At 64.9% G+C, this 13,777-nt stretch carries 14 protein-coding genes and 1 tRNA gene; 14 read left to right on the forward strand and 1 reads right to left on the reverse strand.

Annotation, left to right across the window (positions count from 1 at the left end; genetic code table 11):
- From dnaJ to ABD419_RS16550, 10 genes are all read left to right on the forward strand, one after another.
- Positions 1–1,134, forward strand: a complete 1,134-nt coding sequence (gene dnaJ / locus ABD419_RS16505; RefSeq protein WP_344488306.1) for a molecular chaperone DnaJ — start codon at positions 1–3, stop codon at positions 1,132–1,134.
- A 177-nt stretch (positions 1,135–1,311) separates the two neighbouring features.
- A complete protein-coding gene (locus tag ABD419_RS16510; RefSeq protein ID WP_344488308.1) occupies positions 1,312–1,797 on the forward strand; it encodes a hypothetical protein in 486 nt (161 codons plus the stop codon).
- Positions 1,798–1,906: 109 nt separating this feature from the next.
- Positions 1,907–2,632, forward strand: coding sequence for a 16S rRNA (uracil(1498)-N(3))-methyltransferase (locus ABD419_RS16515; protein ID WP_344488310.1), 726 nt, complete (start codon positions 1,907–1,909; stop codon positions 2,630–2,632).
- Positions 2,633–2,656: 24 nt separating this feature from the next.
- On the forward strand, positions 2,657–3,010 hold the full coding sequence (locus ABD419_RS16520; protein ID WP_344488312.1) for a histidine triad nucleotide-binding protein: 354 nt from the start codon (positions 2,657–2,659) through the stop codon (positions 3,008–3,010).
- A 141-nt stretch (positions 3,011–3,151) separates the two neighbouring features.
- The gene (locus ABD419_RS16525; RefSeq protein ID WP_344488314.1) at positions 3,152–4,207 is read left to right on the forward strand and encodes a PhoH family protein; all 1,056 of its coding nucleotides are present in this window, start codon (positions 3,152–3,154) and stop codon (positions 4,205–4,207) included.
- Positions 4,185–4,658, forward strand: coding sequence for an rRNA maturation RNase YbeY (gene ybeY, locus ABD419_RS16530; RefSeq protein ID WP_344488316.1), 474 nt, complete (start codon positions 4,185–4,187; stop codon positions 4,656–4,658). Before ABD419_RS16525 ends, ybeY begins: the two co-directional genes overlap by 23 nt.
- Positions 4,659–4,664: 6 nt before the next feature.
- A complete protein-coding gene (locus ABD419_RS16535) occupies positions 4,665–5,966 on the forward strand; it encodes a hemolysin family protein (protein ID WP_344488318.1) in 1,302 nt (433 codons plus the stop codon).
- Positions 5,959–6,297, forward strand: a complete 339-nt coding sequence (locus ABD419_RS16540; RefSeq protein ID WP_425556087.1) for a cytidine deaminase — start codon at positions 5,959–5,961, stop codon at positions 6,295–6,297. Before ABD419_RS16535 ends, ABD419_RS16540 begins: the two co-directional genes overlap by 8 nt.
- A complete protein-coding gene (era, locus tag ABD419_RS16545) occupies positions 6,290–7,189 on the forward strand; it encodes a GTPase Era (RefSeq protein ID WP_344488320.1) in 900 nt (299 codons plus the stop codon). The genes ABD419_RS16540 and era overlap by 8 nt, the downstream gene beginning before the upstream one ends.
- Positions 7,190–7,341: 152 nt before the next feature.
- Positions 7,342–7,418, forward strand: a tRNA-Met gene (locus ABD419_RS16550).
- Between the two features lie 192 nt (positions 7,419–7,610).
- Here the strand turns inward: ABD419_RS16550 and ABD419_RS16555 are convergent.
- The gene (locus ABD419_RS16555; RefSeq protein ID WP_344488322.1) at positions 7,611–8,033 is read right to left on the reverse strand and encodes a hypothetical protein; all 423 of its coding nucleotides are present in this window, start codon (positions 8,031–8,033) and stop codon (positions 7,611–7,613) included.
- A 493-nt stretch (positions 8,034–8,526) separates the two neighbouring features.
- On the opposite strand from ABD419_RS16555, the gene ABD419_RS16560 reads away from it, so the two are divergent.
- From ABD419_RS16560 to ABD419_RS16575, 4 genes are read left to right on the forward strand one after another with little or no spacing between them, the layout of a single operon-like run.
- On the forward strand, positions 8,527–10,965 hold the full coding sequence (locus ABD419_RS16560) for an ATP-binding protein (protein ID WP_344488324.1): 2,439 nt from the start codon (positions 8,527–8,529) through the stop codon (positions 10,963–10,965).
- Positions 10,966–10,976: 11 nt separating this feature from the next.
- Positions 10,977–12,641, forward strand: coding sequence for a DEAD/DEAH box helicase family protein (locus ABD419_RS16565; protein ID WP_344488326.1), 1,665 nt, complete (start codon positions 10,977–10,979; stop codon positions 12,639–12,641).
- Positions 12,638–13,255: a hypothetical protein gene (locus ABD419_RS16570; protein ID WP_344488328.1), complete on the forward strand. Its 618-nt coding sequence runs from the start codon at positions 12,638–12,640 to the stop codon at positions 13,253–13,255. Before ABD419_RS16565 ends, ABD419_RS16570 begins: the two co-directional genes overlap by 4 nt.
- Before the next feature lies 1 nt (position 13,256).
- Positions 13,257–13,760, forward strand: a complete 504-nt coding sequence (locus ABD419_RS16575) for a very short patch repair endonuclease (RefSeq protein ID WP_344488330.1) — start codon at positions 13,257–13,259, stop codon at positions 13,758–13,760.
- Positions 13,761–13,777 lie beyond the last annotated feature (17 nt).

The following is a 13,777-nucleotide window of genomic DNA, read 5'->3' on the forward strand; positions in this document are numbered from 1 at the left end:
GTGGCTAAGGACTACTACGGCATTCTCGGCGTCGAACGAAACGCCACCGAGGACGAACTGAAGAAGGCGTACCGGAAGCTGGCGCGCAAGTACCACCCCGACGTCAGCGACGAACCGGACGCGCAGGAGCGCCTCCAGGAGATCAACGCCGCCTTCGAGGTCCTCATGGACCCCCAGAAGCGGGCGATCGTCGACGCGGGCGGCGACCCGTACTCGCGCGGCGCCGCCGGCGGCGCGGGCGCGCCGTTCATGGGCTTCGAGGACATCATGGACGCCTTCTTCGGCGGCTCCATGGGCGGTTTCGGCCGCCGCGGCCCGCGCTCGCGCACCCGGCCCGGCAACGACGCCCTCCTGCGCCTCGACCTCGACCTCGAAGAGGTCGCGTTCGGCACCGAGTCCACCCTGACCGTCGACACCGCGATCCTCTGCGACGCCTGCGACGGCTCCTGCACCGAGGGCAGCTCCGAACCCCAGACCTGCAGCACCTGCGGCGGCTCCGGCGAGGTCCAGGTCGTGCAGCGCACGATCCTCGGCCAGGTCCGCACCGCCCGCCCCTGCTCGGCCTGCTCCGGCTACGGCACGATCATCACCGACCCCTGCCGCAAGTGCGGCGGCGAGGGCCGCGTGCGCTCGCGCCGGCGCATCACCGTGAAGGTCCCCGCGGGCGTCGAGGACGGCATGCGCATCCGCCTCTCCGGCGAGGGCGAGGTCGGCCCCGGCGGCGGCCCCGCCGGCGACCTGTACGTCGAGGTCCACGAGAAGCCCCACGAGGTCTTCACCCGCGAGGGCTCCGACCTGCGCTGCCGCGTCCGCGTGCCCATGACGCAGGCCGCGCTCGGCACCAAGCTCAACATCCACACCCTCGACGACCGGGTCGAGGTCGAGGTCACCTCCGGCACGCAGCCGGGCACCATCAAGAAGGTCCGCGGCCACGGCGTCCCCAAGCTCCGCGGCGGCGGCGCCCGCGGCGACCTGTACATCGAGCTCGACGTCCGCACCCCCTCCAAGCTCGACACCGAGCAGGAGGAGCTCCTCCGCAAACTCGCCACCCTGCGAGACGAGGAGATCAAGGAAGTGAAGGGCGGCAGCGGGTTTTTTAGCCGCATGCGCGACGCTTTCAACGGACACGCGTAGCGCACGGACCGAAACCGCGGCGCTCCCGACGGACGGGCGCCGCTCGGATCGAACGGCCCCCGCGGCAGGCACGGCGGGACGCCCCGCTCCGGTCCGCGACCGCACCTCGACCCCAGGGCCCCGCCCCGGACGCGCTCGGCGCGAACCGGAAGCGGGGCTCCGCTACACTCCGGGGCCGTGATCAGCCTCGACCCCGCGACCCTGTCGCTCGTCGCCCTCGCCCTCCTCGCGGGCCTCGTCGCCCTCGTCGTCGTCCTGCGACGCCGCGCGGCCCCGACTCGCGCCCCCGGAGGCCCCCGCCTCGACGCGACCCCGCCCGCGGGCGGACCGCAGACCGGCGAGCGCTGGCTCGCCGACGTCCCCTTCGAGGACGAGCCGCGCCGCTCCAAGGAGCGCCCCGTCCTCGTCATCGGCTACTCCGGCTCCGGGTACTGGGTCCTCAAATGCACCACCCAGGCGCCCCGCGAGGCCGAATGGCGCGTGCTCGCCCCCGCGAACCGCTGGGACCCGCCCGCCGACAAGGACGGCTACGTCGACCTCGTCCCGTACCACCTCCCGAAAGGCCGCTTCGACCACTCGTTCGGCACCCTCGGCGACGCGGGCCTGTACCGGAAGATCACCGGCCGGCTGCGCTGGGAACGCGCCGTCGACTTCACCCGCTGACCTTCGACCGCCGCCCGCCGACGATCGGCGGCCCGGCTGGGCGACCACCGGGCCCGGCCGCAACCTCCTCCCGGCACACCGCTCGCAGCACAGGCCCTAGGCTGTCCCGGTGAGCGATCCGGTCTTCCTCGTCGACGCCCTCCCGGCCGTCGGCGCCTACCTCCTCGACGGCCCCGAAGGGCACCACGCCGCCGACGTGCAGCGCCTCCAACCCGGCGAGACGCTGCTCCTCGCCGACGGCGCCGGAGGCGTCGCCTCCGCGCGCGTGGCCGGCGCCGAACGCGGGCTCCTGCACCTGGAGGTCCTCGACAACCGGACGCTCCCGGCCCCTGACCCCAAACTCACCGTCGTCCAGGCCCTCCCCAAGGGCGACCGCGGCGAACGCGCCGTCCAGATGCTCACCGAGATCGGCGTCGACGAGGTGATCCCATGGGCCGCTTCGCGATCCATCGTCCAATGGAAGGGCCCGCGCGGCGACAAGGCCCGCGCCAAATGGGAGGCCACCGCCCGCGAGGCCTCCAAGCAGGCCCGCCGCGCCCACCTCGCGCACGTCGCCGGGCTCCACACCACCAAGCAGCTCGTCCAGCGCCTGCGCACCGCCGCGCAGGTCCTCGTCCTCCACGAGGAGGCCGACCTCCCGCTCTCCAAGACCGACCTCGCCGCCGCGGGCGAGATCGTCCTCGTCATCGGCCCCGAGGGCTCCATCAGCCCCGACGAGCTCGCCGCGCTGGCGGAGTTCGGCGAGCCGGTCCGCCTCGGCGACACCGTCCTGCGCACGTCAACCGCGGGCCCCGCGGCCCTCGCGGTCCTCCAGGCCCGCCTCGGCCGCTGGTGACCGACCGCGCCCTAAGATCGTCGAATGACCGACACCGACTGCATCTTCTGCAAGATCGTCGCCGGGGACATCCCCTCGACCAAGGTCCTCGAGACCGAGCGCGTCCTCGCGTTCCGCGACCTCCACCCGAAGGCACCCACGCACGTGCTGGTCATCCCGAAGGACCACTACGCGAACGCCGCCGAGCTGACCGCCGCCGACCCGCAGCTCGCCGCGGCCGTCCTGGCCGGCGCCACCGCGGTCGCCGAGTCGGAGGGCATCGCCGAGACCGGGTGGAACCTCCTCGCGAACACGGGCGCCGAGGCCGGTCAGACCATCTTCCACGTGCACTTCCACGTGCTCGGCGGCAAATCGTTCGAACCGCTGCTGGCGGGATGAAATCACACCGCCGCCTCGATTACTCGCTGTCCCCTGTCGCGGCCAGGAACTACCATTGAGGCATGGAAACAGCGGCCCAGGCGGCCGCTGGACGACTCTCATTGAGGAAGCAGGTGGCGAACAGCCCTCGCGGCGAAGCCTATGACCGACCGCTCTGACAACGGCAACAACTCTTCGACGATCACGTCCACGATCACCGTCGGCGACCAGAGCTCGCTCATGGCATTGCTGGGCCGCGCCGACGAGAACCTCCGCTACATCGAGCGCCGCTTCCCCGGCGTCGACCTCCACGTGCGCGGAGACACCATCACCCTCACCGGCATCAACGGCGCGCCGCGCGCCGCCGAACGACTCGTGAAGGAGCTGCTCGCCTTGATCGAGAACGGCGAGGACATCGACTCCGACGTCATCCGGCGCACCGAGAACATGCTCAAGTCCGCACCCGGCGAACGCCCTGTCGACGTGCTCACGCAGAACATCGTCTCCAAGCGCGGCAAGGCCATCCGCCCCAAGACCATCGGGCAGAAGCACTACGTCCAGGCGATCGACGACAACACGATCGTCTTTGGAATCGGCCCCGCCGGCACCGGCAAGACGTACCTCGCCATGGCGAAGGCCGTGCAGGCCCTCCAGGCCAAGGAGATCACCCGGATCATCCTCACCCGCCCCGCGGTCGAGGCCGGGGAGAAGCTCGGCTTCCTGCCCGGCACGCTGTTCGAGAAGATCGACCCGTACCTGCGCCCGCTCTACGACGCGCTGCACGACATGATCGACCCGGGCTCGATCCCGAAGCTCATGGAGTCCGGCACGATCGAGGTCGCGCCGCTCGCGTTCATGCGCGGTCGCACCCTGAACGACGCGTTCATCATCCTCGACGAGGCGCAGAACACCACGCCCGAGCAGATGAAGATGTTCCTCACCCGGCTCGGCTTCGGCTCGAAGATCGTCGTCACCGGCGACATCACCCAGGTCGACCTGCCCAACAACGCCACCTCGGGGCTGCGCGTGGTCCGCGACATCCTCGAAGGCGTCGAGGACGTGCACTTCGCCACGCTCCGGGCGGAAGACGTCGTCCGTCACCAGCTGGTCAGCGATATCGTGAACGCCTACGAGAAGTGGGACGCCGCGAAGGAGAGCCAACGCGGGCCCGCCGCGAGAGGGCAACGAGGGAACCGTGGGCATCGAGATCATCAATGAGTCCGGCCGCGAGGTCGACGAGTCGGGCATCCGCGCCGTCTCCGAGTTCGCACTGCTCGAGATGGGCGTCAACCCGCTCGCCGAGCTCTCCGTCCTCATCGTCGACATCGAGCACATGACCGAGCTCAACAAGCGCTGGATGGGCGGGACCGGGCCCACCGACGTCCTGTCGTTCCCGATGGACGACGCGATGCCCGCCCGCCCGGACTCCTCGGAGCCGGGCACGCCCATCCTCGGCGACCTCGTCCTCTCCCCGGAGGTGGCCGAGGCCCAGGCCAAGGACGCCGGGCACTCCACCTCCGACGAGCTGCACATGCTCAGCGTCCACGGCGTGCTCCACATCCTCGGCTACGACCACGCCGAGCCGGAGCAGGCCAAGGAGATGTTCGGCCTCCAGAACCGGCTGCTCGACGCCTGGCGCGCGAAACGCGCCGCCGCGGCGGAGAGTTAGGCCCCGATGCCGTACACCCTGCTGGCAGCCGCCGTCGCGCTCATCGTCGTCGCCGGGGCCGCCGCCATGGTCGACTCTGCCCTCACCGCCGTCTCGCCGGCCCGCGCGGCCGAACTGGCCGGCGAGCGCCGGCGCGGCGCCGAGTCGCTCGTCAAGATCACCGAGGACCTCCCCAGGCACCTCAACCTGCTGATCCTGCTGCGCCTCGCCTGCGAGGCCGCCGCGATCTCGATCGTCGCGGTCCTCGCGTTCCACAACTGGGACGACTCGTGGACCGCGGTCGTCCTCTCCGCCGCGGTCATGACCGTCGTGTCGTTCGTCGTCATCGGCGTCAACCCGCGCACGCTCGGCCGCCAGCACGCCTACCCGGTCGCGCTGGCCGTCGCCGGGCCGGTGTCCATGCTCGGGACGGCCCTCGGGCCGCTCGCGAAGCTCCTGATCCTCCTCGGCAACGCGCTCACGCCCGGCAAGGGCTTCCGCGAGGGCCCGTTCGCGACCTCGGAGATCGAGATCCGCGAGATGGTCGACGCGGCCGAGGCCCAGGGCACCGTCGACCACGACGAGCGCGACATGATCGCCTCCGTGTTCGCCCTGGGCGACACCGTGGTCCGCGAGGTCATGGTGCCGCGCACTGCGATGGTGTGGGTCAGCGCCGAGACGCCCGCGGACGAGGCGAAGCAGGTCGCGCTCCGCTCCGGCTTCTCCCGCATCCCCGTGGTGGGGGAGGACCTCGACGACCTGCGCGGCGTCGTCTACCTCAAGGACCTGGTGCGCCTCGACGACGGGGCGAACCCGACCGCGGGCGAGGTCATGCGCGCCGTCTCGATCGTCCCGGACTCCAAGCCCGTGGACGACCTGCTGCGCGAGATGCAGACCGCCCGCATCCACATCGCGGGCGTCGTCGACGAGTACGGCGGGACCGCCGGGCTCGTCACCATCGAGGACATCCTGGAGGAGATCGTCGGCGAGATCACCGACGAGTACGACCAGGAGCTCCCGCCCGTCGCCTGGCTCGACGACCGCACCGCGCGCGTCACCGCCCGGCTCTCCGTCGAGGACCTCGCGGAGCTCTTCGACGTGGACCTGCCCGAGGTCGACGTCGACACCGTCGCCGGCCTCCTCGCCGCCGAGCTCGGCAAGGTCCCCCTCGCGGGCGACCGGGCCCGCCTCGCGGGCCTGGAGCTCACCGCCGAGGGCACCGTGGGCCGGCGCAACCGCATCGAGACGGTCCGCGTCGCGCGCCTTCCCGAAGCCGACGACGAGACTCCGGAAGCCGCAACCGACGAAAGGCACGAGATCAATGTCTGACCTCCACGTGGAGGACCTCGACGCCGAGGACGCGAAACTCGTCACGCTGGCCCGCGGGGCCGCCGGACGCGTCTCGCAGACCACCGGCGCGGCCGTCCGCGACGGCATCGGCCGCACCTACGCCTCGGCGGCGGTCGACCTCCCCTCGCTCCGGTTGACGGCCCTCCAGGCCGCCGTCGCGCAGGCGTACGCCGCCGGCGCCGACGCGCTGGAGGCCGCCGTGGTCTTCGGCGCCGAGGGCGACGGCGAGGGCCTCAAGGCCGCCCAGGAGATCAGCGCGGACCTGACCGTCTGGTCCGTCATTCGCAAAGAGGTGAACCGTCTTGCCTAGCAACGACTTCCATGCAGGCTTCGCTTGCTTCGTGGGCCGCCCGAACGCGGGCAAGTCCACGCTGACGAACGCGATCATGGGCCAGAAGATCGCGATCACCTCGAACCGGCCGCAGACGACCCGCCACGTCGTCCGCGCGATCCTGCACCGTCCGGACTCCCAGCTCATCCTGGTCGACACGCCCGGCCTCCACCGGCCGCGCACGCTCCTGGGCGAGCGCCTGAACGACCTGGTCCGCCAGACCTGGTCCGAGGTCGACGTCATCGGCCTGTGCCTGCCTGCCAACGAGAAGCCCGGGCCCGGCGACAAGTTCATCTCCGGCGAGATCGCCAAGCTCGGCGCCAAGGTCGTCGCGGTCGTCACCAAGATCGACCTCGTCTCCAAGGACGCCCTGGTCCGCCACCTCACCAACGTCGCGGCCCTCGGCGAGTTCGCCGACATCGTGCCCGTCTCGGCCAAGACCGGCGAGAACCTCGACGAGCTCGTCGGCGTCCTCTCCGGCCACCTGCCCGAGTCGCCGCAGCTCTACCCGGACGGCATGATCTCCGAGGAGCCCGAGCGGGTCATGATGGCCGAGCTCATCCGCGAGGCCGCCCTCGAAGGCGTCCGCGACGAGCTGCCCCACTCCCTCGCCGTCGTCATCGAGGACGTCGAGGACGAGGAGTCCGAAGGCGGCCCCCGCAAGAAGATCTGGGCCGAGATCTACGTCGAGCGCGCCTCCCAGAAGGGCATCGTCATCGGCAAGGGCGGCGAGCGCCTCAAGCGCGTCGGCACCAAGGCCCGAAAGGGCATCGCCCAGCTCATCGGCGGCCGCGTCTACCTCGACCTGCACGTCCGCGTCGCCAAGGACTGGCAGCGGGACCCCAAGATGCTCGAACGCCTCGGCTTCTGAGGACCACCGCGAAGGCCCGGCCCCCATAGGGCCGGGCTTTTCGCATCCCGCCCCACTGATCCCACGAAACCCCAGGTGAACACCACGTGACCCCACTCACCGAACCCGCTGTGGCAGGTGGTTTCCGGGATGATGTACTCTTTACATACCGACGCGGGATAGAGCAGCTCGGTAGCTCGCCAGGCTCATAACCTGGAGGTCGGTGGTTCAAATCCGCCTCCCGCTACCACGAAGACCCTGGTCAACGATAAGTTGGCCAGGGTTTTTTCATGGCCAGAAACAGCCTCGTCCGTTATTCGTCCGTGGGACAGGACATCCGCTCCCGACAATACGCGACAGCCCGTCGACCATGGAAGTGACTTGAGTCATATCCGAACGCTGAAGCAGTGAACTTGGATGGAGGGGCCTCTCCTGGAAGGGCTCAGGTCCGCGCCCGGACTGCTTTGCCGCCGTCGACGAAGAGCTTGTCCTCGCCCTCGCCGCTCTCGATGTGAATCGCTCCCGTAAACAGGCGAATGATGCCATCCGGGGCGGTACCGAAGTCGTCGATGATCTTGCCCAGCTCGGCCTCGATCGTCGCATCTCGGTGGTCCTCGTCCAACGGATTGGCTTGTATTGCGACACCTTGATGGCGAAGATTGCCCTGATTGTCCAGTACGGGAATCATGGCGATGCCGAGCATGCCTCGCTCGCCGACCTGAACGAAGTACCCATCACCGATCCGCCCGTCGTCCTCCCAGGTGACCTTCCGGTACTCCCCGGAGGCGATCCGGGTCTTCACCTCGGCTTCAGTGATGGCAGGTTCAGCGTCGATTGCCTCGTAGACGTAGATTTCCTCGTTCATGCCAGTCCCCACGCACGCTGATGATCGGATCTTTGAAGTCTATTCGGTTCGGATGATGGGTGAGGTCGTGGCCGACTCGTAGAGGTTGTGCGAGGTCATCAAGTTGCTCCTTCGACTGCTGGCTCTTGGTAGCAGCGAGAGCGCATGCTGAGCATCGACGGGGTCCGGACTGCACGACTCCTACTTCCACCGGGCGGCATCGTGGCCAGGGGCCTCGAATACGCCAGCGTTTTCCCTAGAGTCACAGGTTCAACGGTCTCCTCCTCTGGAGTGGCGGTGCGAGCCGTCGTGCGCCGCCCGATATCGTGGAGTACTCACGGCCGGGGCAATCGCGTGGGACCTCACCCGTCGAGTACGAGCATCCGGTGGCCGCGACCGCGGTCGCGCTGCCGCCAACCTGTCGAATGTCGTACCCGTGGTGTTTGCTAGGGGTGCCAAGGCGAGCAGGGCCCTGGCCAGGGACCGAATCAAGCGAGCGAAGTGGGAGGCTGGGGTGTCACTCAGCGCGAACGAGACGTCTATCGAGAGTCTGGACCTCACTCCATCGCCGAGGCTCCTGGAGGTGCTCGGTGACATTCCATACAAACCCTGGCAATGTCTCGCCGAGCTCGTCGACAACGCTTTCGACGATTTCCTGTCCGACAAGGACCGTGGCCCATCGGAGCCTCCGGCGGTCCAGGTCACTCTCCCGAAGCCCGGCACCGCAGACGGGGATGAGTTTGTCTGCGTTGCCGACAACGGACGTGGTATGAGTCTGGAGCAGTTCGAGCGGTCGTTGCGCGCTGGCTATAGTCTGAACAGCCGGTACGGCAGCCTGGGTCTGTTCGGCATGGGGTTCAACATCGCGACCGCCAATCTAGGTTCGGTGACCGAGGTCAGAACAACCCGTTCCGGAGACTCAGATTGGCTGATCGCCGAGATCGATTTTCGCGAGATGCAGCGGCAGGGCAGTTTCACGGTCCCCCTCCGGCGAGAGCCGAAAGCTGACCCGTATATGCATGGAACCGAAGTTATGGTTCGGCAACTGAGGGCGGACAAGCGGGCGCCCCTGCGTCGACAGCAGGTTGCGACGACAATTCGTGAACAGCTAGGCAGGGTTTATTCCTACCTCTTGCGGAGCAGGGATGCTCTTCCCGAACTGCCTGAGACGGAGCTGGCCGGCCGTGGTTTTGGCCTGTATGTCAATGGAACTGTAGTACGACCTCGGCTTCCATGCGTGTGGAGCTCTTCTCGAACGGTCTCCTACCAGGGGTCTGAGATCAGCGCCATCCAGCGGATAGACCGCAATTTGACTCCTGCCTGGGCTTGTCAGGACTGCGGTCATTGGAACCGAGGTGCGGCAGTGGAAAGTTGCACCGAGTGTGAGAGTGAAAACCTGGAGCTTAGGGAACGCCGGATAATTGGTTGGGTCGGCATCCAGCGCTATCTTAGCACTAGTGATTTCGGGATTGACTTCCTGCGAAACGGTCGAAAAATCCTTATCTCGGACCAAAGCGTTTTTCAATGGGAGAACCCTGACACGGGCGAAACGATGGTTGAATATCCCATCGAGCTGGGCGCGACGCAGGGTGGCCGAATCGTTGGGGAAATTCACCTCGATCACGTTCCGGTCACCTACCAAAAGAACGATTTCAAACGCGACTCACTGGATTGGGTCACAGCTCTTAACGAGGTTCGCGGAGAAGGCCCACTCCAGCCTATGAAGGCGAAAGCGCAGGGCTATGAGGCTAACGGATCCCCGGTTGGCCGTCTGTTCAACGCGTTCCGTCGTAATGATGCGGGCACGAAGTGCCTGATCCCAGGAGATGGCTCTGGGCCTCTCCATGAGAAAGCGCGAAACTGGGCCAGTTTGTTCCGCAAGGGACTTCCGGAGTACCAGACAGACGACAAGTGGTACGAGGCAGCCCAGCAGCACGACGATATTAAACAAGGGAAGCACAAGCCAGTCTCTAGAACTCCGCGTGGACCGGGGCCAAAACATGACAACCGGCGCGAAGATGGCTCGAGTGCCGCGGATGATCTCCTGGACCGCACCGGCTTGGGGGGAGATAGTCAGCCAGAAGAAGGCTCCGATCGACAGCAACCCACGTTGCCAATACCGCAGCCCCAGCCTGAGACAGAAGAGCAGCGCTATGCCCGATACCGTCAGAACGCGCGCCGAATTGCCGACCTAAGCAGCGTGGTGAGTGTGGCTCACCTCGGAAAGCGCTCGATCGCGGTCTTCGACACACCCGAACCGTTGGTGGACCACTCGGGCCGTTCGACCCCGTGTGTATCGCATACTTTGCGTGGCAATGCGATTGAAGTTTTCGTCCACGGGGACCACGAAGTGTTCCGCGAGTACGGACGCGATCCTCGGGATTACGCCATCATCGAGATCGCTGAAGCGCTTCGGGCCCTTGCAAACACCGACGACAGTGTGGCCAGAGTCGCGGCGGAAGTCACGGAGCAATTTCGCGATCAGCGTTTCACAGAAGCGGCGTTGCGCGAGCGCTCGGACGCGCTACTCGGCAGAATCCGAGAAGGTATGAGCGGTGTCGCGGCATCGCACGCGGCGGCCTTGTGGGCAAGTCTTGGAGCAGAGGAGAAACAGGCCGCCGAACGTCACGCGGCCGGCGCTGAGCCGCGTCTGGTGTGGCGGGAAGCGACGGAGAATGGATCCTTCATCCCGCACCTTCGACCAGAGGGTTTCGCCGTGCTAGTCCGAGCCCACCCCGCCCTTTTGCTGGATGGGACCGTATTCTCTACCACTTGGTCAACATGGAATGATCAGGAGGCCCGGTACAGGCAGGTTGAGAGAATTGCGCGCTTGCTCGGCACGGTTGGCGAATTTGTGGCAGATACGGGCGGGAAGACTCGCCTAGAGCTGGCGATGATGCGCCTGACACTTGATGTACTCGAGGGCGAGATTAGTGAGGTGAACACGCAATGAGTTCGTCGTTTGTGGCTCCTGATTTCCTTCTCGATATCGGTCCGGCCGCGTTTACACGACAGGTGGAGCGTCTCTTGCTGCATCTCGGCTTCGTAGATGTCGTGAACATCGACGGTCCGAATGACCAAGGCGGGGACCTCATCGGAACGCGTGGCGGACAACGATGGGTATTCCAGGCAAAGTGGAAGTCGCGAGGCACGATCGCACCCGCTGTGGTTGAGGAAGTGCTGTCAGCTAAGGCGTTTTATGGAGTAGATCGCGCTGCGATTGTCACTAACGCGAGGTTCGGTCCAAAGACCGAGGCACGGCGCGACGCGTTGCGCCGAATCGGTCATCCAATCGAGCTATGGTCCGGTCGCGAACTCCTGGACCTATACAACAGTGAACGCGTGTGCGCCTCGCGCTTGCCGGAGCGGCCGCTACGCGAATATCAAGCAAAGGCCTTCGAGCGGATTGTTGAAGATCTGGAAGACACGGGCCGTGCCTTGCTCATCCTCGCGACGGGCCTAGGCAAGACGGTTATTGGTGGCGAGATCATCGCACGGCACTTGCGGAAAAGGCCCTCTGACAAAATACTTGTCGTAGCGCACACGAAGGATCTAGTCGAGCAGCTTGAGCGTGCGATGTGGTTCCACGTTCCAAAATCAGTGCGTACTCAACTGCTGACCGGTGACCACAAGCCGGACGACCTTCGCGGGATCACCTGCGCGACGGTCGCTACTGCGCTCGCATACGTACGAAATGGCTACAAGCCGGGGCTAGTCATGATCGATGAGGCGCACCACGTTGCCAAGGGAGGCCAGTTCACCGAGCTGTTGGACGCGCTGCCAGGCGTCCCGCGGTTCGGCGTTACCGCTACGCCTTGGAGAGGCGATCGCTTCGACATTCGTCACCGATTTGGTGAGCCTAGTTATACTCTCGGTATTGAAGATGGCATGCGACTCGGTTATCTCGCAGAGGTTCGATATCGATTGTTCTCAGACAATATCAACTGGGACTTTGTTCGAGAGGCAAGCCAACACAGCTACAGCATCAAGGATCTGAATGCTCGGCTATTTCTTCCTGAACGCGATGAGGCAATCCGCGACCAACTGATAGAGACGTGGTCGAAAACTCGGGAACCACGCGCGGTCGTGTTTTGCCGCACAGTCGAACACGCTGAGCGGCTGGCCGATCTTCTCAATCAAGTTCCGCAATGGAAAAATGTTAAGGCCGTCCACGCGGGCCTGGCTCACCGAGAGCGCCAATTGCGCCTGATGAGCTTTCGGCAGGGCGAGATTCCGATAATTACGGCAGTTGACATCCTGAACGAAGGCGTCGACATACCGGACGTTAACATACTGTGCTTTGCGCGCGTTACGCATAGTCGCCGGATCTTTGTGCAACAACTTGGGCGCGGACTGCGTTTGCGTGAGGGCAAAAGTCATGTCGAATCGCTCGACTTCGTAAGTGACATTCGACGTGTAGCAGCGATCATGAACCTTCGCGAACAGGTTTCAGCGGACGAAATCGAGACCCTGCGGCTCGCGTCAGCGGGTACCCGTTTCGAGTTCAGCGATGCTCAGTCCGAAAGCCTGATGCGCGAATGGATCAAGGACGCGGCGAGTCTCGAAACCGCTCTCGATGAGTATCGACTGCAGTTCCCTGACCCAGATGCGCTAGCGAGTGGATCATGAGTGAGATTGAGGACTCCCTCCGGCGGGAAATCATCGCCAAAATATATCGTCAAGCCGATGAACTCGGCTGGGATGCCCTAAGTATTAGCGAGCGATCGGCATGGTATAACCGATGGGTTGATGATGACCAAATTGGCGGGACTCTAGCGAGATATATGCCTCGCGAACGTACTCGTCTATGGATTAAAGATGTACCGATGAAACAATACAATCGTGCGCGTAGTGGAATCGGGCCTTATGCCAATCTAGTCCGCAATCCATTGCCGAGCGCGAGCCAAATTGCACAGTTGGTCTTTGGTCCGGAATGGGATCTGGTGAAGGGCACACTCCAAGAGAAGCCTAACCGTTGTCATCTCACAAGTGGCACAGAACTTATCCAGATGATCTGGGGTGCGTCTCGTAATTTGCAGAGCCTTATTTGGGCCGGCCTTAATTCACGGATCGACGAAGCTCCAACACCGGTCCTCGTCGTTACCACTCGACAAGGTGAGCGTTTGTCGGATGGCGAGCGTGCACGTCAACTTCGGCTTGGTGAACTGGCTGGCTTGGAAGTTCGCCACGTTGTTACTCGTGTGACCCTCGGTTCCACAAATAGTGGGGAAGCGGAGCGGTGAAATGCGAGATCCGAAGGTGACTAGTCGCATCATGGCTGCGGTGCGTAATCGTGACACAAAGCCGGAAGTCGAGCTCCGTAGCGCTCTGTGGCGACGGCGACTACGCTTCCGAGTCCGGACGAAGTTGTTTGGCAAACCTGATATCGTGTTCCCTGGTTCACGCGTAGTTGTTTTCGTGGATGGGGATTTTTGGCATGGCAATGCGTGGCGAGTGCGCGGCCTGCCATCTTTCGAAGCGCAATTTAAACGCATGAACAACCCGGAGTTTTGGAAAACTAAGCTAGAAGCAAATATGGCGCGTGATTCAGCTGTCAACTCGAAGCTTTCCAGCGATGGCTGGTATGTTTATCGCGTTTTTGAATCTCGCTTGACGAAAGACCTCGATGGCGTGGCGGACGAGATTGAGAAGCTCGTTCGTGTGCGCCAGAAAACCCATGAATCTACTACTGAGTCGATTGCAACGTCACAAGACTGCGAAACGGAGAAGCCATGCCAAGGTCAGTAGAGCTATTCGCCGGTGGT

This window comes from Glycomyces endophyticus (genome assembly GCF_039531525.1).
Lineage (GTDB): Bacteria > Actinomycetota > Actinomycetes > Mycobacteriales > Micromonosporaceae > Glycomyces > Glycomyces endophyticus.